Origin of the sequence: Mycobacterium sp. DL (assembly GCF_039729195.1) — a bacterium.
GTDB classification, from domain to species: Bacteria; Actinomycetota; Actinomycetes; order Mycobacteriales; family Mycobacteriaceae; genus Mycobacterium; species Mycobacterium hippocampi_A.
Genome location: NZ_CP155796.1, coordinates 1,368,530 through 1,389,999, shown reverse-complemented (window position 1 = coordinate 1,389,999; position 21,470 = coordinate 1,368,530). Strand labels below are relative to the sequence as shown.

Genomic DNA, 21,470 nt, shown 5'->3' with positions numbered 1-21,470 from the left:
TCCAGCAGAGCCTTACTCGGCCTTTTCCTGCTGGAATGCAATTCCGGCGGAGTCTTTCTCGGCGTCGGCGTCCGTGTCGTCGTCGGCGTCGTCGTCTTTGGCGTCCCCGTCGTCGGCTTCCGGCGGCGGGTCCTCGCCGGCCCGTAGGCTCACCTGCTCGTCGTAGTAGCGCAGGATCACCGCAAGCGCGGCGGCCACCGGCACGGCCAGGAACGCGCCGATGATGCCGAACACCGTGGCGCCCAGTGTCACCGACAGCAGCACGATCACCGCGTGCAGGTTCATCGACTTCGACTGCAACCACGGCTGCAGGACGTTGCCCTCGAACTGCTGCACGGCCACGATGATGCCCAGCACGATCAGCGCGTCCACCGGGCCGTTGGACACCAGGGCGACCAGCACCGCGAGACCACCGGCGACGAACGCGCCGACGATCGGGACGAAGCCGCCGATGAAGGTGATGATCGCCAGGGCGTAAGCCAGCGGCACCCCGAGGATCACCAGGCCGATGCCGATCAGCACCGCGTCCACCAGGCTGACCAGCGCCTGGGTCCGGATGAAGCCTCCGATGGTCGACCAGACGCGCTGGAGAATCTCCGCGACGTGCGGTGCGGCGGGCCTGCCGACCGTGCGCCGCAGCCAGGGCAGGAACCGCGGGCCGTCCTTGAGCAGGAAGAACGTCACCACGATGGCGGTGAACAGGGTGACCAACGCCGACGTCGCGGCGCCCACCCCGGTGAACAGGCCCGTGGCGATCTGCGCGCTGCTCGAGTTCACGGTGTCGTTGATCGCCTCGACCGCCGAATTCAGTTGCGCTTCACTGATGTTCAGTGGCGGACCGTCAAGCCAATCCCGTACCTGCACGACGCCGGCCGTGGCCTGCTCGGCCAACTCGCCGGACTGGTCGACGATCGCCGGCGTCACTGCCGCCACCACACCGGCGATCACCACCACGGCGAGCAACAGGGTCATCAGCACCGCCGCCGCCGGCGGCAGGCCTTTCTTCCGCAGCCACCGGACCGGCGGCCACAGCACCGTGCAGGCGATCACCGCCAGCAGCACGGGCAGCACGATCACCCATGTCTCGCCTATCACCCACGAGAGCACCCACAGCGCCGCCGCCACCGCGACGAACTGCACCGCGACCGTCGCACTCGATCGGAGATGGGCGCTGAAGATCGGCCCGCGGGTGGCGATCGCCGATGTCTTTTCGTTCACCCGCCTGTTCTACCCGTCGCGTGCCCTCTCAAGCACGCGGACGTCACAGACGCCGGGACAGGAAATCGCGGATCAGGGCGGTCACCTCGTCGAACGCGCTCTCCAGCAGGAAGTGGCCGCCGTCGAGGAGGTGGATCTCGGCGTCGACGGCGTCGTCGGCGAAGCCGCGCGCACCGTCCGGTCCGAAGAACGGGTCCTTGTCACCCCACACCGCGAGCACCGGAACCGCGCTGGCGCGCAGGTAGTCGTGCAGCGCCGGATAGAGCTTGGGGTTCGTCGCATAGTCCAGGAAAAGCTTGAGCTGGATCAGGTCGTTGCCGGGACGCGACAGCAGCGCGAAGTCGTGGTGCCACGTGTCGGGGCTGACCACACTTTCGTCGGGCACACCGGCGACGTACTGCGTCCTGGTGGCCTCGTAGCTCAGGAACTCTCGCAGCGCCGCCGCCGTTTCCGGCGTCTGCTCGCGCTGGTAGTTCCACACCGGCACCCAACCGTCGGTGACGAAGCCGGCGTCGTAGCCGTTGCCGTTCTGCGTGATGATCGCGGTGATGGCCGCCGGGTCGCGCAGCGCCAGTCGCCAGCCCACGGGCGCGCCGTAGTCCTGCACGTAGATCGCATAGCGCGCGACGCCGAGCTCGCTCAGCAGTCCCGCGACCGATTCGGCCAGGGCGTCGAAGGTGTAGTCGAAGTCGTCGACCGACGGCGCGTCGGTGTAGCCGAAACCCAGGAAGTCCGGAGCGATCACCCGGTAGCGGTCGGCGAGCGCGGGGATCAGGTTGCGGAACATGAACGAGCTCGTCGGGAATCCGTGCAGCAACACGATCACCGGGGCGTCGGGATCACCCGCCTCGCGATAGAAGACCTGGCGTCCGTCGATCGTGGCGTAGCGGTGGTGAACGGTTTCCATACTAACTCCCTAAATGAATTTGATCGGTTAGTTCGATTGAACCCGCGATCGTGTAACCTGTCAATAGTCTTTTGGAGGTTAGTTTTGGATGTGTACGCGACGAGCGTCGACGACGAGGCATTCCTTCTCGACCTGCTCAACACGACGCCGGTGATCGACGGGGTCCCGACCGACGCGCTGTCCGACATCGCGGTCGCGTCACCGTGGATGACCGCACACGGGATGCCTGCGACCGCCGCGGCATGGACGTCGCTCACCGACGCCCGCGCGGCCCTACAGGCCGTCGTCCGCGGCGACGAATCCGCGGCGACGCTTCAACCGTTCCTGGACCGCGTCCGCCTGGCCCCCACCGCGGGCGACGCCGGCGTGACCTGGCGACTCGACGTCGACGACGACGCCTCCGGTGCCGCGAGGGCGGTGCTCGCCTGGGACGGGCTGCGGATCACGAGCCCGGGACGCCTGCGCCCGTGCGCCAACACCGAGTGCCACCTGTTCCTCATCGACCGGAGCAAACCCAACACCGCCCGGTGGTGCTCGATGGCGATCTGCGGCAACCGCATGAAGGCCCGCCGCCACTACCAGCGCAGCCGCGGCTGACTGTCACACTTTCGCCGGCCGCCTCGTCTGACAGGTATGACAACAACCCGCATCGCTCCCCTGGCCCCTACCGAGACCTCGCTGCTGACCCGACTGCTGTACCGCGTGGTCAAACGGCGGTTCGGCGAGGTCCCCGAGCCGTTCGCGGTCGCTGCCCACCATCCCAGGCTGCTCGTCGCCAACGCGGTCCACGAGGGCATGGTGGGTTCCGCGTCGACGAAGCTGCCTGCCAGCGTGCGAGAGCTGGCGGTGTTCTGGACCGCACGCACGATCGGATGCTCATGGTGTGTGGACTTCGGCTCGATGCTTCAGCGGCTGGACGGCCTCGATGTCGAAAGGCTCGAGCACGTCGACGATTACGCGACCTCGCCGCTCTTCAGTGACGACGAGCGGGCCGCGATCGCCTACGCCGATGTGATGACGACCGACCCGCACGCCGTGACCGACGAACAGGTGGCCGATCTGCGTGCTCGTTTCGGCGACGACGGGGTCCTCGAACTCAGCTATCACATCGGCCTGGAGAACATGCGGGCCCGGATGTATTCCGCGCTGGGCATCACCGAGCAGGGCTTCAACTCCGGCGACGCGTGCCGGGTGCCGTGGGCTGGGTGACATTTCGGTAGCGCTCGGCGGGCGCGAGCGCGCGCAGAATGCCAACTTTTACGGCGTGTCGACGTGCAGACGCGCGCGCTCGCGGTGCAAGGGGGAGGCGCTGAACTTGTCCGGGTTGGCGATGTCGTACACCGCGATCACCCGCCCACCCTGCACCGTCAGCGCCTGGATGCGCGGCGAGAGCACCGGCCACTCGCCGGTGGTTTCGGCGCCGGCCGTGTAGACGCCCAACTCGCCGTTGACCAGACCCGGCCTGCCGCTGGACAACAACCGCGGCCCGTACCGCTGTGCCAGCCCGAGTAGAAACCGCGCCACCTTGTCGCTGCCGTGGATGACCCTCGCCGCCGTCGGGGCGCGGCCGTTCGAGTCGCCGGTGAACGTCACGTCGGGATGCAGCACCGCGACGACGGCGTCGAGATCGCCAGAAGCCATGGCCGCCAACAGCTTTCCCACCACCTCATCGTGATCGGCGGCGGGCGGGGGTGCATCGCGGACCGCGCGGCGGGCCCGCGACGCCAACTGACGCGCCGCGGCCGGAGTGCACCCGAGGACGTCGGCGACATCGTCGAACGGCACCGAGAAGCCGTCGTGCAGCACAAACGCCACCCGCTGGTCGGGCGTCAGGCGCTCGAGCACCACCATCGCGGCGAACCGGGCATCCTCTGCGGCCACCACAGCGGCCAACGGGTCCGTGCCGTCGAGCCCCGTCACCACCGGTTCGGGCAGCCACTCTCCGACGTAGGTCTCCCGACGCCGCGCCGCCGACCGCAACCTGTCCAGACCCACGCGGCTGACCACCGTCGTCAACCACGCCTCGAGATCTTCGATCGACGTGTCGCGGTGGGCATCCCAGCGCAACCACGCTTCCTGCACGATGTCCTCGGCGTCGACGAGCGTGCCGGTGAGTCGGTACCCCACCGCGAGCAGGTGCGGCCGCAACTGCTCGAACTCCTCGACCCACGCGCCGGCGGTCATCCCACGAGTGTAGAACTCAACGGCATCTAGCCAAATCAGCGCGAATATCGTTGCGAAACCGCTATATGACAACGATTTACGCGTACGACGCGCGCCGTCACCACCGGAACCGTATATTGCGCGCATGGCAATCATGGAGGAACCGTCGGCGCCCGCCGTCGGCAGCAAGGGCCTGCAGGCGGGGGCGCTCGGCCTCGTCGGCAATGTGGTGATCGGCTTGGCGGCCGTCGCGCCCGCCTACAGCCTGGCGGCCACCCTCGGCTACGTCGTGCTGGCCGTCGGCGAGAAGGCCCCGGCGATGTTCGTCCTGGCGTTCATCCCGATGCTGCTCGTCGCGTTCGCCTACAAGGAACTGGCGCAGGACACGCCCGACTGCGGCACCACCTTCACCTGGGGCACCAAGGCGTTCGGACCGTGGATCGGCTGGATCGGCGGCTGGGGTCTGGCCGTGTCGGCGATCATCGTGCTGGCCAACGTCGCCGAGATCGCCGCGATCTACCTGTTCAACTTCCTCGGCCTCGACGACCTCGCCGAGAACGTCTTCGCCAAGGTCGGTCTCGGGTGCTTCTTCATAATCGCGATGACCCTGTTGTCGGCGCGCGGCATCGTCGTCAGCGAGCGGGTGCAGAACGTGCTGATCGCCATCCAGTTCGGTGTGCTGGTCACCATCAGCGTGATCGCACTGATCCGGGTATTCGCGGGCAACGCCGGCGCGCAGGCCATCTCGCCGCAGCTGTCGTGGCTGTGGCCCGGCGGGCTGGATGCGTCGTCGATCGCCGCGGCGATCATCCTGTGCATCTTCATCTACTGGGGCTGGGACGCGTGCCTGGCCGTCGGCGAAGAGACCAAGGATCCCGGCAGAACGCCCGGCATCGCGGCGCTGATCACCACCGTCATCCTGGTCTGCACCTACGTGCTGGTGGCCTACGCGATCCAGTCGTTCGCCGGTTTCGGCGAGGTCGGCATCGGCCTGAACAACCCCAACAACACCGACGACGTGCTCACGGTGCTCGGTGGTCCCGTCGCCGGTTCGATCGCGGCGTCCGCGCTGCTGCTGACCGTCTCGATATCGGCGCTGTCGTCGACGCAGACCACGATCCTGCCCACCGCCCGCGGCTCGCTGTCGATGGCCGTCTACGAAGCCATCCCCAAGCGGTTCGCCAACGTGCACCCCCGCTACATGACCCCGGCGTTCGGCACCATCGTCATGGGTCTGTCGGCGCTGTTCTTCTACCTGGTGCTGACGGTCCTCTCGGAGAACGCGCTCGCCGACTCGGTCGCCTCACTCGGCCTGGCGGTGGCGTTCTACTACGGGGTCACCGCCTATGCATGCGTGTGGTACTTCCGCGCGACGCTGTTCGCCTCGGCCCGAAATCTGTTCTTCCGCGGCATCTTCCCGCTGATCGGCGCCCTGGCCATGACGTGGGCGTTCTTCCAGAGCGCCAGGGACATGATCCAGCCCGACTACGGCTACACCGCGTTCGGACCCGTCGGCGGGGTCTTTGTCCTCGGCATCGGGATGCTGGTGTTGGGCATCCCGCTGATGCTGGCATGCTTCGCATTCGGCACCAAGCGGTTCTTCCGCGGTGAGACACTGAACGCGAGCACCGAAGTCAAGGTCCCGGACGTCTACTGATACATCACTGAAAGAGCAGGAACAGCAATGCATCTGACAGTCGGCTACCTAGCCACCCCGACCGGCGACGACGGCATCGCACTGGCCAGCGCGCTCGCCAAGACCTTCGACGCCGACGTGGACGTGCTGCTCGTCGTCCGCGAGGAACTGCCCGACGGCCATCCCGGCCGTGCGGACTACCAACAGTTGCTCGTCAATCGTGGCAAGGATTGGGTGTCCAAGGCGGTCGCCGCGCTGGCCGCCGAGGGTGTGACCGCCGGGTCCACCGTGACCGTCGGCGAGTCGTTCGCCCAGTCGCTCATCGATTTCGCCGAGCAGAAAGCTTCCGATCTGATCGTGGTCGGCGGCGCCCGGGACGGCTTCTTCGGCCGCCACACCATCGGCCCGGTCACCAATGCGCTGTTGCACTCCTCACCGATCCCGGTGGCGCTCGCGCCGCGCGGCTACGCCGAGGACCCCGACGAGGCGATCGACGCCGTGACGGCCGCGGTGCCCACCCGGGCCGGCGACGACAACCCGTTGCCGTTCGCGATCACGCTGGCCAGCGCCGCCGGGTTGCCGATCCGCATGCTGTCACTGGTGTCGGCGGAGAACCTGTCGGAGGCGGGCAGCGCCCGCGAGGTCCGGCAACTGCAGGTCGCGGCCGCCGAGGAGAACCTCGCGATCGCGGCGCGCGCGCTGCCGGAGTCACCCGAGATCACGTCGTTGGTCGCCGACGGCATGACGCTGGAGTCGGCGCTGAAGAAGCTCAACTGGGACGACGGGGACCTGCTGGTGGTCGGCTCGAGCCGGTTCGCCGCCCCGAGCCGGATCTTCCTGGGGTCGACGGCGGCGCGCATCCTGGCCGGCGTGGACGTCCCGGTGATCGTGGTGCCGAAGGCCGATTAGCTCGTCACGTCTGCGAACCTGCTGCGTGCGCCGCCGACACAGTGCCGCCACATTTGCTGAAATGACACCTGCGGGGCATCTGCCCCCTGGGTCGGGCGGCGAGAACATAGGGAATCCCCCGATTCGGTCCACATCCCCCTGTCCCTAGCGTCATGCGTCTAACGGCCCATTTCGGGCCGCGCAAACGGGGGGAAAATCATGGGGTATGCAAAGCACGTCGGGCGGGTAGGCGCTCTGGCTCTTGCGCTCGGAATCGGGACCGCGGTAGCGAACCCGGCCTGGGCCGACACCGGCGACTCCGGTTCCGCCGACAAGTCGGCACAGACGCAGTCGCCGTCGTCAGACCCGGCCGGACAGCAGGGTGACGACGCCGGTGACGATGCCGGTGACGGCGCCGGTTTCGGTGGCGGAACCCACCACGACGACGCCGCCGACGAAGAGCCCCAGGACATCACCGACGAGACCGAAGAGGAATCCGAGGACATCGTCGACGAAACCGACGAGGAGCCCCAGGACATCGTCGTCGAAACCGACGAGGAGCCCCAGGACATCCTCGTCGAAACCGAAGAGGAACCCGAGGAAGAGATCCTCGAGATTCCACTGGAGGCCGTGCCCGAGAACTTCGCACCGTCGAGCCCGGCTCCTGAGGTGGCCGTCCCCGATAACGCGTCGCCCCCGGTCGATGAATCCGACTCGGTGTCCGAGCAGCCGGCCCCGGCCCTGCGCCAGAAGGATCCGGAGATCACGGAATCCGAAGGAGCGCTGGAGATCCAGCAGTCCGAGCCCGTCGAAGCCAAGGCATTCTCGCTGGCGATGCAGACCCAGGGATCGGCGGATGTGACGACACAGTCCGCGCCGGCCGCCGCCCCGGTCGGCGTGCCCGCACCGGCACCCTTGGTCCAGCAGCCGAAGTCGCCGATCGGCGTACTCCTCGGCGGGCCGGTGGCTCTGCTGAAGATCGCGGGGCAGGCCCTCAACATGCTGTTCCACCCCGGGCCGTCGATGCCCGGTGATCCGCCGCTACTGCTCGGCGTGCTGGCCTTCGTCCGCCGCGAGATCAACCGCACGTTCTTCAACAGCGCGCCGCACGCGGTGGCCGATATCGCCGCCACGTCCGAAGAGGTGCCCACCACGATCGCCGTGCTCGGCAACGACATCGACGCCAATCTCTACCCCGGCGGCGACGTCCTGACCATCACCAAATACACCCAGGCCGCCAACGGAACCGTCGCGCTCAACCCCGACGGCACCTTCACCTACACCCCCGATGCCGGCTTCACCGGCACCGACACTTTCGCCTACACCGTGTCCGACGAAGCCAGCCCCTGGCACATCCACGGTCTCGCCAGCCTGCTGTTCGGGGGTGGACACGGTTCGACGACCACGGTTTCGGTGGCGGTTGCCCCTGCTGCCGACTCCGCGCCGGTCACGACCAACGACGTCCTCACCATCGACGAGGATTCCGGCACCACCAACATCGACGTGCTGGACAACGACAGCGACCCCGACGGTGATGCGCTGACCGTCACCTCCGTGGGCACCCCGGAATGGGGCGGGTCCGTTACGGTCAACGCCAATGGCACCATCGCCTACACGCCGGCCACCAACTTCAACGGGGTCGACTTCTTCACCTACACCGTCTCCGACGGCACCAACTCCGCCACCGCCACGGTGACGGTCACCGTGGCACCCGTCGACGACGCACCTGTCGCGATCGATGACACCGCGACAACCTCCGAGGAGACCGCGGTCATCATCAACGTCGTCGGCAACGACGACGACGTCGACACCACGTCTCTGAACGTAGTCGCCGTGAGCACACCCGGACATGGCAGCGCCATGGTCAACGGCGACGGGACCATCACCTACACGCCCGACGTCGATCACTTCGGCACGGACACCTTCACCTACACCGTGAGTGACTCCACATCTGAGCGCACCGCGACGGTCACCGTCACGATCACGGGCGTCAACGATGCGCCCGTAGCGCAAGCTGTTGCGGGCCAACCGAACCCGATATCCGGTGTGATCCTGGGCTCGACCGTCGCTTCAGATGTCGACGGCGACACCCTGACCTACAGCGCAGCGCCGATCGAGACCCAGTACGGCACGGTCACGATCGACGCAGAGACCGGTGGCTTCGTCTACACCCCCAACAACCCCGTCCCAGTGAGCCCCAACACCGGCTTCTGGACCGGCTCACTGGACGAATGGACCACCGGAACCGTGAACACCGACCAGGGCCCGACTGTCACCGCCCCGGACAACCTCGGCACCGGAGTCAGCGTCATCACCACCCCGCTGTCGTTCAACGCCCCCGAGTGGCCCCAGACCGGCACACCAGCCCACACCTGGCTACACACCCCCAACGGCTCGGCGGCCGCACTCTCACCCAACAGCACCCAGACCTTCGCCGAAGCCGGCACGGCACTGGGACTGACCCTCGCGCAACAACAGGCCGTCATCACCACCGCAGCCGAAACACCCACCGACGCAACCTGGATGACCCGCACCGTGTCCCTGGAGGCCGACACCGTCTACACCATGGTGTGGAACTACATCGGCACCGACTACGAGCCCTACAACGACGGCTCCATCACCACCCTGGTCTACCAGGGCAGCGGCCCAGCACCAACAGTGTTGGTCAACAACTACGCCGAGAACTACGCCATCCTGGGATTCACCAACACCGGCACCGGCGACTACTCCACCGGCAGCTACGGATCCACCGGCTGGCAAACCGCCACCTACCAGGTCTCCCAGACCGGCGACTACACACTCGGATTCGCAGTGTTCAACATGCGCGACCAAGCATACGACCCAGTCCTGCTCGTCGCCAGCCAACCAGGAACCACACTGCGCGACGGCATCCCGTTCGGCCCGGTACCACCGAACAACCCCAACGCACCCCAAACAGTGCTCGACACCTTCACCATCACCGTCGACGACGGCAACGGCGCCACCACCGACGTCATCGTCAACGTCCCCGTCACCATCCTCGCCGAGACCACCACACCGCCTGTTGCAGCCGATGACGAGGTCACGACCGAGGAAGACACTGAAATAGCGATCGCACCTGTTCTGTTGCTGGACAACGATTCCGACGCGGGCGGTGACACCCTGTCCGTCGTCGCGGTCGGTACGGCTTCTCACGGGAGCACCAGCCTCGCCGCCGATGGGACCATCACCTACACCCCGGCAGCGAACTTCCACGGCACCGACAGCTTCACCTACACGATCAGTGACGGCACGTCGAACGCCGGTGCCACGGTCACCGTGGTCATCACCAACGTCAACGACGCGCCGGTAGCCGTCGACGACGCGGCCGGGAGCATCGCCGAGGACAGCACCGACGTCCTGACCCACGAGGTGCTGGCCAACGACAGCGATGTCGACGGTGACCCGGTGACGATCACCACCGTGACCGACGGCGCCTACGGCACAGTCACTTTCACGGGATCGTCGGTGTCCTACACCCTCGGTTCGGACAACGCAGAGGTACAGGGCCTGGCGGCAGGGGACATCCTCACCGATCTCTTCACCTACACCATCACCGATGGCGTCCTGCCGTCGACGGGTTCGGTGATGGTGTCCATCGTCGGGACCAACGATGCGCCGGTGGTGCAGGTGATCACCGGAACACCCAACGCGACCAGCGGTGTGATCCTGGGCTCGACCGTCGCTACAGATGTCGACGGCGACACCCTGACCTACAGCGCAGCGCCGATCGAGACCCAGTACGGCACGGTCACGATCGACGCAGAGACCGGTGGCTTCGTCTACACCCCCAACAACCCCGTCCCAGTGAGCCCCAACACCGGCTTCTGGACCGGCTCACTGGACGAATGGACCACCGGAACCGTGAACACCGACCAAGGTCCGGTGCTCACCGCGCCCGACAACCTCGGCACCGGAGTCAGCGTCATCACCACCCCGCTGTCATTCGACGCGCCACCCCGACCCGACACCGCCACACCAGCCCACACCTGGCTACACACCCCCAACGGCTCGGCGGCCGCACTCTCACCCAACAGCACCCAGACCTTCGCCGAAGCCGGCACGGCACTGGGACTGACCCTCGCGCAACAACAGGCCGTCATCACCACCGCAGCCGAAACACCCACCGACGCAACCTGGATGACCCGCACCGTGTCCCTGGAGGCCGACACCGTCTACACCATGGTGTGGAACTACATCGGCACCGACTACGAGCCCTACAACGACGGCTCCATCACCACCCTGGTCTACCAGGGCAGCGGCCCAGCACCAACAGTGTTGGTCAACAACTACGCCGAGAACTACGCCATCCTGGGATTCACCAACACCGGCACCGGCGACTACTCCACCGGCAGCTACGGATCCACCGGCTGGCAAACCGCCACCTACCAGGTCTCCCAGACCGGCGACTACACACTCGGATTCGCAGTGTTCAACATGCGCGACCAAGCCTACGACCCAGTCCTGCTCGTCGCCAGCCAACCAGGAACCACACTGCGCGACGGCATCCCGTTCGGCCCGGTACCCCCGAACAACCCCAACGCACCCCAAACAGTGCTCGACACCTTCACCATCACCGTCGACGACGGCAACGGCGCCACCACCGACGTCGCCGTCAACGTCCCCGTCACCATCCTCGCCGACGAGGAGGCCGTCACCGTCTAGCGTCCGAAGACCCGTGAACGTGCATTCCCGGTAGCTCGCCAGTACGTGCGACTACCGGGTCTGCACGTTCACGACATGTCAGCGCTGGGTGAAAACCGTTCGGTGCCAAGCCTTGTCGACCGTGCCGGTGATGTCGCTCATCACATGCTTGATCGACAGGTACTCCTCGAGCGAGTACTGGCTCATGTCCTTGCCGAAGCCCGACGCGCCGAAGCCCCCGTGTGGCATCTCGGAGATGATCGGGATGTGGTCGTTGATCCACACGCAGCCGGCGTGGATCTCCCGCGACGCCCGCTGCGCCCGGTACACATCACGCGTCCAGGCTGAGGCCGCCAGCCCGTACACCGTGTCGTTGGCCTGCCGGATCGCGTCGTCGTCGTCGGTGAACGACCGCACGGTCAGCACCGGGCCGAAGATCTCGTCGCGGTATACCTCGGAGCTCTCGGAGACGTCGGCGATCAGCGTGGGCCGGTAGAACGAGCCGGGCAAGTCCGGCGCGACCCCGCCGGTCACCACGCGTCCACCCTGACCCGACGCCCGCGACACCATGCCGGCCACCTTGTCCCGATGGGCAGTGGTGATCAGCGGGCCCAGGTCGGTGTCGGGGTCGTGCGGATCGCCGACGACGACCTTGCCCATCACCTCGGCGACACCCGCGACGAAGTCGTCGTACAGATCGCGGGCGACAAGGGCCCGGGTGGCCGCGGTGCAGTCCTGCCCGGTGTTGATCAGCGAACCCGCGACCGCACCCTGGATCGCCGCGTCCAGGTCGGCGTCGTCGAACACCACGAACGGCGCTTTGCCGCCGAGCTCGAGCTGTGTGCGATGCCCGTGCACCGCGGCGGCCGCCATCACCTTGCGCCCGACGGCCGTGGACCCGGTGAACGTCACCATGTCGACGTCGGCGTGGCCGGCCAGCGCGGTCCCGACGTCGGCGCCGGCACCGGTGAGCACGTTGAACACCCCGTCCGGCAGACCAGCTTCACTGGCCAGGCGTGCCAGCGTCAGCGTCGTCAGCGGGGTGATCTCGGCGGGCTTGATCACCACCGAGCAGCCCGCCGCCAGGGCGGGCAACACCTTCCACACCGCCATCTGCAGCGGGTAGTTCCACGGGGTGATCGTGGCGACCACGCCGACAGCCTCACGGCGGATCGACGACGTGTGGTCGCCGGAGTACTCCGCGGTGGCCTTGCCCTCGAGATGACGGGCGGCGCCGGCGAAGAAGTCGATGTTGTCGACGCTGCCGGGGACGTCGAACTCGCGTGCCAGCCGCACCGGCTTCCCCGTCTGGCTGACCTCCTCGGCGATCAGCACGTCGGTGGCCTCGTCGGCCAACTTCGCCAACTTGGCCAGCACCGCCGACCGCTCCGCCGGGGTGGCACCGGCCCAGTCGCGCAGGGCGGTGCGCGCCGACGCGACGGCGGCGTCGACGTCCTCCGGTCGGGCCAGGGCCATCTCGGCGACGGCCTCACCCGTCGCGGGATTGACCACCACATGCTCCGCGCCGCCGGTCAGCACCGGCGCACCATCGATCCAGCTGCTTGCCACAGTCATGGCACAACGCTATCGCGACGCCCGGCCTGAAGCTACGCATTACGGCTGCGCCAATCACTCGAAACAAGGGATTTCATGGTCATGGTTGCTTGGCGCGACGGATTCCGTGCACAATCAGTGTCATGGCCAACCCCGGGGTTCCGCGTGTCGTCGGCCCCGTCTCGTTCCGTGTGAACCAGTCTCGTCCAGGGGCCGCATTTCAGCTCGACGACCTGTCCAAAGCGATCATCGAGAAGTTGCAGCAGGACGGCCGACGCTCGTACGCGGGCATCGGCAAGGCCGTGGGTCTGTCCGAGGCCGCCGTGCGCCAGCGGGTCCAGCGGATGGTGGACGCCGGGGTGATGCAGATCGTCGCGGTCACCGATCCGATGCAGTTGGGTTTCGCCCGCCAGGCCATGATCGGGATCAAGTGCACCGGTGACACCACCAAGATCGCCGAGAAACTGGCCACGATCGAGTCCGTCGACTACGTGGTGCTCACCGCCGGTTCGTTCGACGCCATCGTCGAGGTGGTCTGCGAGGACGACGACAGCCTGCTCGAACTGCTCAACACCAAAATCCGCGCGCTGCCGGGAGTGATATCCACCGAAACCCTTGTCTATCTGAAACTTGTTAAACAGCAATACAATTGGGGTACACGATGACTATCATTTCCGAAACCGAACAGACCACCACCAGCGATCTGGCAGCCAAGGCCAATCGCCACCTGTGGGGTCACTTCGCTCGCCACGGCGAAGGCATCACGCCGACGATCATCACCCGCGGCGAGGGTGTCCACATCTGGGACAGCAACGGCAACAAATACATCGACGGCCTTTCCGGGCTGTTCGTCGTCCAGGTTGGCCACGGCCGCGCCGAGCTGGCCGAAGCCGCCGCCAAGCAGGCCGAGTCGCTGGCCTTCTTCCCGCTGTGGTCCTTCGCCACTCCGCCCGCCATCGAGCTCGCCGAGCGGCTCGCCGGCTACGCGCCCGGCGATCTGAACCGCGTCTTCTTCACCACGGGTGGCGGCGAGGCCGTCGAGAGCGCCTGGAAGCTGGCCAAGCAGTACTTCAAGCTGACCGGCAGGCCCGGCAAGTACAAGGTGATCTCGAGGTCCATCGCCTACCACGGCACGCCGCAGGGTGCGCTGGCCATTACCGGCATCCCGACGTTCAAGGCGCCGTTCGATCCGCCGACCCCCGGCGGTTTCCGCGTCCCGAACACCAACTTCTACCGGGCCCCCGAGCAGTTCAGCTCGGACCCCAAGGCGTTCGGCCGGTACTGCGCTGACCGGATCGCCGAGGCCATCGAGTTCGAAGGCCCCGACACCGTCGCGGCGGTGTTCCTGGAGCCGGTGCAGAACGCCGGAGGCTGCTTCCCGCCGCCGCCCGGATACTTCGAGCGGGTCCGCGAGATCTGCGACGAGTACGACGTGCTGCTGGTCTCCGACGAGGTGATCTGCGCCTACGGTCGCATCGGATCGATGTTCGCCTGCAACGACTTCGGCTATGTTCCCGACATCATCACCTGCGCCAAGGGTCTCACGTCCGGGTACTCGCCCATCGGCGCGATGATCGCCAGCGACCGGTTGTTCGAGCCGTTCAACGACGGCTCGACCGTCTTCGGGCACGGCTACACCTTCGGCGGTCACCCGGTGTCGGCGGCCGTGGCGCTGGCCAACCTCGACATCTTCGAGCGTGAAGGGATCAACGACCACGTCAAGCAGAACGCCTCGGCGTTCAAGGCGACGCTGGACAAGCTCTACGACATCCCGATCGTCGGCGACGTCCGCGGCGAAGGCTTCTTCTACGGCATCGAACTCGTCAAGGACAAGGCCACCAAGGAGACCTTCGACGACGACGAGTGCGAGCGGCTGCTGCGCGGCTTCCTGACACCCGCGCTCTTCGAGGCGGGGCTGTACTGCCGCGCCGACGACCGCGGCGACCCGGTGGTGCAGCTGGCCCCGCCGCTGATCAGCGGGCAGAAGGAGTTCGACGCGATCTACGACATCCTGCACGGCGTGCTGACCGAAGCCAGCCGCCGGATGTAAACCCTCCGCCGAAACGGTATTCCACGCGCGAGATCACGAGAAGTCACCGCGTGGAATACCGTTTCGGCGAGACTGGCGGCGTGCCCAAACCGTCGATCGATCCCGTGCGGTGGCAGGCGCCGCCTGTCGACCCGCTGCCCGACCTCCCGCCCGCCGACATCACGCTCGTCCCGGTTCCCGGCGGCGAACCCGAAGATGTGGTCGTCGACGCCGACGGAGCTTTGTGGACGGGCGCCCTCGACGGCGGGATCGTGCGGTTGCAACCCGACGGCAGCCGACCCGAGGTCGTCGGCAACACCGGGGGCCGGCCGCTGGGCTTGACGTTCGCCCGGGACGGCCGACTGCTGGTGTGTGACAGCCCCAAGGGGCTGCTCGCCATGGACACCACCACCGGCCGATTCGAGACGTTGATCGACTCGATAGCCGGGCGCTCGCTGAAGTTCTGCTCCAATGTCACCGAAACAGCCGACGGCACAATCTATTTCACCGAGTCCACCACAGCGTTCACAGTCGGTGACTACCTCGGCGCGATCCTGGAGGCCCGCCCGCGCGGCAACCTCCATCGGCTCGATCCCGACGGGACGGTCACCACCGTCGTCGACGGACTGTACTTCGCCAACGGCCTCACCCCGACTGCAGACGGTTCGGCCCTGGTGATCGCCGAGACACAAGGCCGTCAGCTGTCGAAGTACTGGCTGACCGGGCCGCGCACCGGATCGGTGACACCGCTGGCGGTGAACCTCCCCGCGATGCCCGACAACCTGTCCACCGGCGCCGACGGGCGTATCTGGTGTGCGATGGTCACCCCCGCCAACCCGGTGGCGGACCGACTCGCCGCCGGTCCGCCGTTGCTGCGCAAGCTGGTGTGGAACCTGCCCAAACCGCTGCAGCCGAAACCGGAGGCGGTCGTCTGGATCGTCGCGTTCGACCCTGACCACGGTGACACGGTCGCCGGCGTACGCACCACGCACCCGTCGTTCAGCATGGTGACCAGCGTGGCCGAGAGCGAAGGCCGGTTGTGGATGGGCAGCATCGCCGCTCCGTACCTCGGCTGTGTCGACCTCGCGGCAACCGCACTCTGAGCTTGCCGGCGACAGGTTCCCGCCATCAGCCGCGAGATTCCCGCCACCGGAATTTATCCCCTGACCTGCTGGTTTAGGCCTTCAGATCCACAAGATCAGCCAGGAACGTCAGAACCGCGTGATTCGCTCCACGGCTCCGACCCGACACAGGGAAGAGCAGAACCATGAAGAAATTCACTATCGCCACCACCGCCGCAGCAGCACTGTCGACCGTTGTGCTCGGACTGGCCACCCCCGCACTCGCAGCACCCAGCGGTGGCGGAGATGCCAGCCAGACCATCAGCCAACTCGAGGCTCAGGGCCACCGCGTCATCGTCAAGAAGCAGAGCAGCGCCCCGTTGGCGGAGTCCAACGTGGTCTCGGTGCGGCCCGGTCCCCCGATCCGCGAATATGTCGACAAGCCCGGGCGCCAAGGTGACAACCGCAACAAGACCGATCGCGTCCTGCAGGAAGTCGGCAAGGTCTACTTCGTAGAAGTCCGCTGACACCTGGACCAAGAAAGGGGCACCCTTCCCATGGGGTGCCCCTTTCTCATGTCGTAAGTGCTACGACTTCAGGAACGCCAGCAGATCGGCGTTGATCACGTCCGCGCGCGTCGTGGGCATGCCGTGCGGAAATCCCTGATAGGTCTTCATGATTCCGTTTTGCAGCAGCTCTGCGGACTTGGGGCCCGAAGCGACGTAGGGCACGATCTGGTCGTCTTCGCTGTGCATCACCAGCACCGGAACGGTGATCTTCTTCAGGTCCTCGGTGAAGTCGGTCTGGGAGAACGCGACGATGCCGTCGTAGTGCGACAGGGCGTCGCCCATCATGCCCTGACGCCACCAGTTCTCGATGATCGCTTCCGAGGACTCCACACCGGCGCGGTTGAAACCGTAGAAGGGTCCCGCCGGCAGTGCGCGGTAGAACTCCGAGCGGTTCGCCGCCAGCTGTGCCTGCAGGTCGTCGAACACGCTCTTGGGCAGGCCTTCCGGGTTGGCGTCCGTCTGCACCATCAACGGCGGCACCGCACTGATGATCGCGGCCTTGGCCACCCGATCTTCATGCCGGGCGACGTAGCGGACGACCTCGCCGCCACCGGTGGAGTGCCCGACGTGGATGGCGTCGCGCAGGTCGAGGTGTGCCGTCAGCGAGGCGAGATCGTCGGCGTAGTGGTCGATGTCGTGGCCGCCGGGCGTCTGGGTGGAGCGTCCGTGACCGCGCCGGTCGTGAGCGATCACCCGGTAGCCCTGCTGCAGGAAGAAGAGCATCTGGTTGTCCCAGTCATCGGAGGACAACGGCCAGCCGTGGCTGAACACGATCGGCTGACCGGTACCCCAGTCCTTGTAGAAGATGTCGGTGCCGTCGGGTGTGGTGTGGATGCTCATGGGCGCTACTTTCCTCGCGTTCGCAACTTCTGTCATCAGCGGTGACCGCCACGGCCACTGGGGGCTAGCGGTACCTACCGTCGATTACTGCCACCGACCGTTCAAATACTGCCAGTGGAATTAAACCCCTGACCTGCCGGTTTAAGCCATCAGATCCACAAGAACATCACGCTAAGAACGTCAGAACCGCGAGATTCGCTCCACGGCTCCGACCCACACATAGGGAAGAGCAGAACAATGAAGAACACCACCATCATCACCGCCACCACCGCCGCTGTCGCAGGATTCGCCGCCGCCCTCGTGGGCCTGGCCGCACCTGCCGTCGCCGCCCCCGCAGGAGGCAGCGCGACCGACACCATCAGCTCGCTGGAAGCCGACGGCAACCGCGTCATCGTCAACCGCCAGGGCTCCACACCGCTGTCGAGCGCCGAGGTCGTCGGTGTCCGCCAGGGCCTGCCGATCACCGAGTACGTCTGGGACGCCCAGGGCGACCGTCGCGTCCTCGAGACCACCGGCAACGTCTACTTCGTCGACGTCAAGTAACACAAAAAAGAGGGGCGCCCCGCCGGGGCGCCCCTTTTTTCGTGCGTGATCTCAGCGCGCACCCAAGCGGTGCACCACGGCGTTGCCGCCGGTCACCGGCTCCAGACGGGATTGGAAGGACGGGTGTCGACGCATGGCTTCGGCGATCTCGTGCGTTCGACGCTGCGCTGAGCGCCACGCTGGATGCGACTCGAGATGGATGACGGTCGCACTTCCGGTGTTCGTCTGCATGTCAGCGCCTCCCGCTGAGAACTTCAGGTTTTCCCTCAGTTATGACTTCAGCATGACCGGTCTACCTGAGCTTTACCGTCAGCTTTAGCCGTGATGTTCCTAAGAAGTGCCCAACGTCACAAAGTTATAAACCACTCTCCAGCGACAACACGCTGATGTCCGGCGGCGCCCCGATCCGCACCGGAGGTCCCCAGAAACCGGCCCCGCGGCTCACGTACAGCTGGGTGTCCTGCACCGTCGACAACCCTGCCAGTGCCGGCTGTTCCTGCGCGACGATGTAGTGGAACGGCCACATCTGGCCGCCGTGGGTGTGACCGGACAACTGCAGGTCGACGCCACGAGCGGCGGCTTCGGTCACGTGGATCGGTTGGTGGGCCAGCAGGATCGTCGGCCCTGCCGGGTCCACACCGGCCAGTGCCCGGTCAAAATCAGGCGGATCGTCGCGCGACGCGCCCGCCACGTCGTTGACTCCGGAGAGGTCGAAGGAGGCCGACCCTCTGCGGATCCGGGTGTTCTCGTTGCGCAGCACATCCAGCCCCAGGCGTTCGAGTTCCCGCATCCACAGGTCGGTCTCTTCGACGAAGTACTCGTGGTTCCCGGTGACGAAGAAGGTCCCCTCGCGCGATTGCAGGTCGCGAAGCGGTTCCGCCGCCGGGCCGAGCTCCTCGACCGTGCCGTCGACCAGGTCACCCACCACAGCCACGAGGTCGGGTTCTGTCTCGTTGATCATCCGCACGATCCGCTCGGTGTGCGCACGACCCAGCAGCGGACCGAGGTGAATGTCGGACACCACCGCGATGCGGAACCCGTTGAACGCCGGGTCCAGCCGGCTGAGCCGCACCGGGACCCGCAGCACCGTTGGCGGACCGAGCGCGCTGGCCGCACCGGTACCGACCAGTCCGACCGCAGCGGCGCCTGCGGCCACCGCACCGGCCCGGGCCAGGAAGATCCGCCGGTCCACCGAAGGCGCCGGCTCCGGTGCAGGCGCCGGCTCCGCCGCCGGCTCCGGGGCGGTCGGCGCACGTTTCACCCAGCCCCGCAGCGCCAGCCGCACCGGCTCCAACACGAGCAGCACCAGGAACAGGTAGGCGATCAGGCCGAACCAGAAGTATCCGGGCCAGGCGTACCAGCCCGCATCCGTCACCCCGAAGGTGCGCGGCCCCAGCAGGGTCACGAGCAGCAACACCATCAGGGCGGCCACGGCGATGGACAGCAGCCATCTGGCGCGGCCGGGCCGGGTGGTGTCCTTGACCATCCGCTTCCAGACGTACAGATGCATCAGCCCGAGGACCGAGCCGAGAACAACGATGAACATGTACGTCCTTTGGTGCGCGCCGAGCGGTCGCCGACAGCCTAGTTACTGCCACCGAGCGTTCAATTTCTGCCAGCGGAATTAATCCCCTGACCTGCTGGTTCAATCCATCAGAAGCAACACGAACCACCAGATAGTCGAAACCGCGCGACACGCTCCACGGCTCCGACCCGACACAGGGAAGAGCAGAAGATGACGAACCTGACCCTCACCACCGCCGCCGCCGCCGGGCTCACCGCAGCCCTCCTCGGACTCGCCGCTCCCGCCACCGCCGCGCCCAGCGGTCCCGTCAACGCCGCGGACACGATCAGCCAGCTCGAAGCCGACGGCAACCGCGTGATCGTCAACCGCGAGAACGGCACCCCGCTCGATGAAGCCGATGTCGTGTCGGTACGCCCGGGTTCGCCGATCCGGGAATGGACCTGGGACCGGCAGCGCGACGACCGCATCCTAGAAACCGTCGGACACATCCTGTTCGTCGACGTCCGCTGAGACGCCGCACAGAAAGGGGCACCCTCCCCTATGGGGTGCCCCTTTCGTGCGTCCGGGGCCGGTACCCGAGCGAGTCACTTTTGAAACTCTGACCACACCAGTCACCGCGTGGCTCCCCGTGATCGCCGCCTCGATTGCGTAATCTGCGCAGACGATGGCGACCTTCACAAAGATCTCCGCGCAGCTGTCTGCGCTGGTCATCGCGACCCTTCTGGCAGTCGCCCCGGTCGCTGCGGCCGAGCCGAACGCGGCGGTGGACCCCTGCCCCTACCGGGTGGCGACGCCGCCCGCCGTCGACGCCTCCGAGGTCCCCAAGGTCGGCCCGCCTCCGGACCCGCTGCCGGTACCCGCCAAGCCGATGGGCGGGGACGCGCTGTCGGGCTGCGGCGTCATCACCGCGCCCAATACCCCGCCGGTCCCCGGCGACGTCTCCGCGGAGGCCTGGCTGGTCGCCGACCTCGACACCGGCGACGTCATCGCGGCCCGGGACCCGCACGGCAGGCATCGCCCCGCCAGCATCATCAAGGCACTCACCGCGATGCAGGCCATCCGCGACCTGCCGCTGCACAAGGTGGTTCCCGGCACGGCCGAGGACGCCGCGGTCGAAGGCACCAGCGTAGGAGTCGGCGAGGGCGGCTTCTATTCGATCAACGACCTGCTGCACGGCCTGCTCATGTACTCCGGAAACGACGCGGCACATGCGCTGGCGATGCAGATGGGCGGCATGGACAACGCCTTGAACAAGCTCAATGTCCTCGCCGGCCAGCTGGGGGCGCGCGACACCCGGGTGGCGACACCGTCCGGCCTAGACGGCCCCGGCATGAGCACCTCGGCCTACGACATCGGCCTGATCTACCGTTACGCCTGGCAGAACCCGACCTTCTCCGACATCGTCGCCACCCGTTCGACGACGTTCCCCGGCCGCGACGGCGCCGGCTACCCGATCGAGAACGACAACAAGCTGCTGGCCAACTACCCCGGGGCGCTGGGCGGCAAGACCGGTTACACCGACGACGCCCAACAGACCTTTGTAGGCGCCGCCGACCGCGACGGACGCCGGTTGGTCGCCGTCCTCCTGCGCGGCACCCGGCAACCCATCGCGCCGTGGGAGCAGGCCGCACGACTGCTCGACTACGGATACGCGACCGCACCCGGCACCAGGGTGGGGACCCTGATCGAGCCGGACCCCTCGCTGGTCGCCGCCAAACCGGATCCCGCCACCGCAGGCACGACGAACAACGCCAACGCCGCGCTCCCCGACGTCAACGCGCTGCCCGTCCGAATCGGGGTCGGCGTGATCGGGTCGGTGATCGTGTTCAGCCTGATCATGTGTGCCCGCGCGCTCAACCGCCGACCGGTGTGACG

The 21,470-nt window shown here is 66.9% G+C and carries 18 protein-coding genes and 1 pseudogene; 12 read left to right on the top strand and 7 right to left on the bottom strand.

What is annotated here, in order from left to right; translation table 11 throughout:
* Positions 1-12 precede the first annotated feature (12 nt).
* Positions 13-1,218, bottom strand: coding sequence for an AI-2E family transporter (locus ABDC78_RS06760; protein ID WP_178358959.1), 1,206 nt, complete (start codon positions 1,216-1,218; stop codon positions 13-15).
* 43 nt (positions 1,219-1,261) lie between these two features.
* Positions 1,262-2,125: an alpha/beta hydrolase gene (locus ABDC78_RS06755; RefSeq protein WP_178358958.1), complete on the bottom strand. Its 864-nt coding sequence runs from the start codon at positions 2,123-2,125 to the stop codon at positions 1,262-1,264.
* Positions 2,126-2,209: 84 nt separating this feature from the next.
* Between ABDC78_RS06755 and ABDC78_RS06750 the strand changes: the two genes are divergently transcribed.
* Positions 2,210-2,722, top strand: coding sequence for a CGNR zinc finger domain-containing protein (locus ABDC78_RS06750; protein ID WP_178358957.1), 513 nt, complete (start codon positions 2,210-2,212; stop codon positions 2,720-2,722).
* A gap of 18 nt (positions 2,723-2,740) precedes the next feature.
* A pseudogene (locus ABDC78_RS06745) lies at positions 2,741-3,334 on the top strand (carboxymuconolactone decarboxylase family protein); the annotation flags it as partial.
* Positions 3,335-3,382: 48 nt separating this feature from the next.
* On the opposite strand, the gene ABDC78_RS06740 reads toward ABDC78_RS06745, so the two are convergent.
* Positions 3,383-4,309, bottom strand: coding sequence for a sigma-70 family RNA polymerase sigma factor (locus tag ABDC78_RS06740; protein ID WP_178358955.1), 927 nt, complete (start codon positions 4,307-4,309; stop codon positions 3,383-3,385).
* 124 nt (positions 4,310-4,433) lie between these two features.
* Here ABDC78_RS06740 and ABDC78_RS06735 point away from each other — a divergent pair, with 124 nt between their 5' ends.
* The 3 genes from ABDC78_RS06735 to ABDC78_RS06725 all read left to right on the top strand — a co-directional run bounded on the left by ABDC78_RS06735 (position 4,434) and on the right by ABDC78_RS06725 (position 11,495).
* A complete protein-coding gene (locus tag ABDC78_RS06735; RefSeq protein WP_178358954.1) occupies positions 4,434-5,945 on the top strand; it encodes an APC family permease in 1,512 nt (503 codons plus the stop codon).
* Between the two features lie 27 nt (positions 5,946-5,972).
* The gene (locus ABDC78_RS06730) at positions 5,973-6,833 is read left to right on the top strand and encodes a universal stress protein (protein WP_178358953.1); all 861 of its coding nucleotides are present in this window, start codon (positions 5,973-5,975) and stop codon (positions 6,831-6,833) included.
* A gap of 198 nt (positions 6,834-7,031) precedes the next feature.
* Positions 7,032-11,495: an Ig-like domain-containing protein gene (locus ABDC78_RS06725; protein WP_178358952.1), complete on the top strand. Its 4,464-nt coding sequence runs from the start codon at positions 7,032-7,034 to the stop codon at positions 11,493-11,495.
* 78 nt (positions 11,496-11,573) lie between these two features.
* Here the strand turns inward: ABDC78_RS06725 and ABDC78_RS06720 are convergent, their stop codons facing one another.
* Positions 11,574-13,049 carry a gamma-aminobutyraldehyde dehydrogenase gene (locus ABDC78_RS06720; protein WP_178358951.1) on the bottom strand — a complete coding sequence of 492 codons (1,476 nt, stop codon included), beginning with the start codon at positions 13,047-13,049 and terminating at the stop codon, positions 11,574-11,576.
* 122 nt (positions 13,050-13,171) lie between these two features.
* Between ABDC78_RS06720 and ABDC78_RS06715 the strand changes: the two genes are divergently transcribed.
* From ABDC78_RS06715 to ABDC78_RS06700, 4 genes are all read left to right on the top strand, one after another.
* Positions 13,172-13,693: an Lrp/AsnC family transcriptional regulator gene (locus ABDC78_RS06715; RefSeq protein ID WP_178358950.1), complete on the top strand. Its 522-nt coding sequence runs from the start codon at positions 13,172-13,174 to the stop codon at positions 13,691-13,693.
* Positions 13,690-15,078, top strand: a complete 1,389-nt coding sequence (locus ABDC78_RS06710; protein ID WP_178358949.1) for an aspartate aminotransferase family protein — start codon at positions 13,690-13,692, stop codon at positions 15,076-15,078. The genes ABDC78_RS06715 and ABDC78_RS06710 overlap by 4 nt, the downstream gene beginning before the upstream one ends.
* A gap of 80 nt (positions 15,079-15,158) precedes the next feature.
* Positions 15,159-16,160, top strand: coding sequence for an SMP-30/gluconolactonase/LRE family protein (locus ABDC78_RS06705; protein ID WP_178358948.1), 1,002 nt, complete (start codon positions 15,159-15,161; stop codon positions 16,158-16,160).
* A gap of 164 nt (positions 16,161-16,324) precedes the next feature.
* On the top strand, positions 16,325-16,645 hold the full coding sequence (locus tag ABDC78_RS06700; protein WP_178358947.1) for a hypothetical protein: 321 nt from the start codon (positions 16,325-16,327) through the stop codon (positions 16,643-16,645).
* Positions 16,646-16,705: 60 nt separating this feature from the next.
* Here ABDC78_RS06700 and ABDC78_RS06695 read toward each other — a convergent pair whose 3' ends face one another.
* Positions 16,706-17,527 (bottom strand): alpha/beta hydrolase, encoded by an 822-nt coding sequence (locus ABDC78_RS06695; protein WP_178358946.1) that lies wholly within the window; start codon positions 17,525-17,527, stop codon positions 16,706-16,708.
* A 237-nt stretch (positions 17,528-17,764) separates the two neighbouring features.
* Between ABDC78_RS06695 and ABDC78_RS06690 the strand changes: the two genes are divergently transcribed.
* Positions 17,765-18,070, top strand: a complete 306-nt coding sequence (locus tag ABDC78_RS06690; RefSeq protein ID WP_178358945.1) for a hypothetical protein — start codon at positions 17,765-17,767, stop codon at positions 18,068-18,070.
* A 51-nt stretch (positions 18,071-18,121) separates the two neighbouring features.
* On the opposite strand, the gene ABDC78_RS06685 is transcribed toward ABDC78_RS06690, so the two are convergent.
* Together ABDC78_RS06685 and ABDC78_RS06680 are read right to left on the bottom strand one after the other, a co-directional pair.
* Complete coding sequence (locus ABDC78_RS06685; RefSeq protein WP_178358944.1) at positions 18,122-18,301, bottom strand: hypothetical protein; 180 nt, start codon at positions 18,299-18,301, stop codon at positions 18,122-18,124.
* A gap of 124 nt (positions 18,302-18,425) precedes the next feature.
* Entirely contained in the window at positions 18,426-19,616 is a 1,191-nt protein-coding gene (locus ABDC78_RS06680) for a metallophosphoesterase (RefSeq protein WP_178358943.1), read from the bottom strand.
* A 189-nt stretch (positions 19,617-19,805) separates the two neighbouring features.
* Here ABDC78_RS06680 and ABDC78_RS06675 point away from each other — a divergent pair, with 189 nt between their 5' ends.
* Both ABDC78_RS06675 and ABDC78_RS06670 read left to right on the top strand, forming a co-directional pair.
* The gene (locus ABDC78_RS06675; RefSeq protein WP_178358942.1) at positions 19,806-20,105 is read left to right on the top strand and encodes a hypothetical protein; all 300 of its coding nucleotides are present in this window, start codon (positions 19,806-19,808) and stop codon (positions 20,103-20,105) included.
* Positions 20,106-20,259: 154 nt separating this feature from the next.
* Positions 20,260-21,468 carry a D-alanyl-D-alanine carboxypeptidase family protein gene (locus ABDC78_RS06670; protein ID WP_178358941.1) on the top strand — a complete coding sequence of 403 codons (1,209 nt, stop codon included), beginning with the start codon at positions 20,260-20,262 and terminating at the stop codon, positions 21,466-21,468.
* The last annotated feature ends 2 nt before the right edge of the window (positions 21,469-21,470 follow it).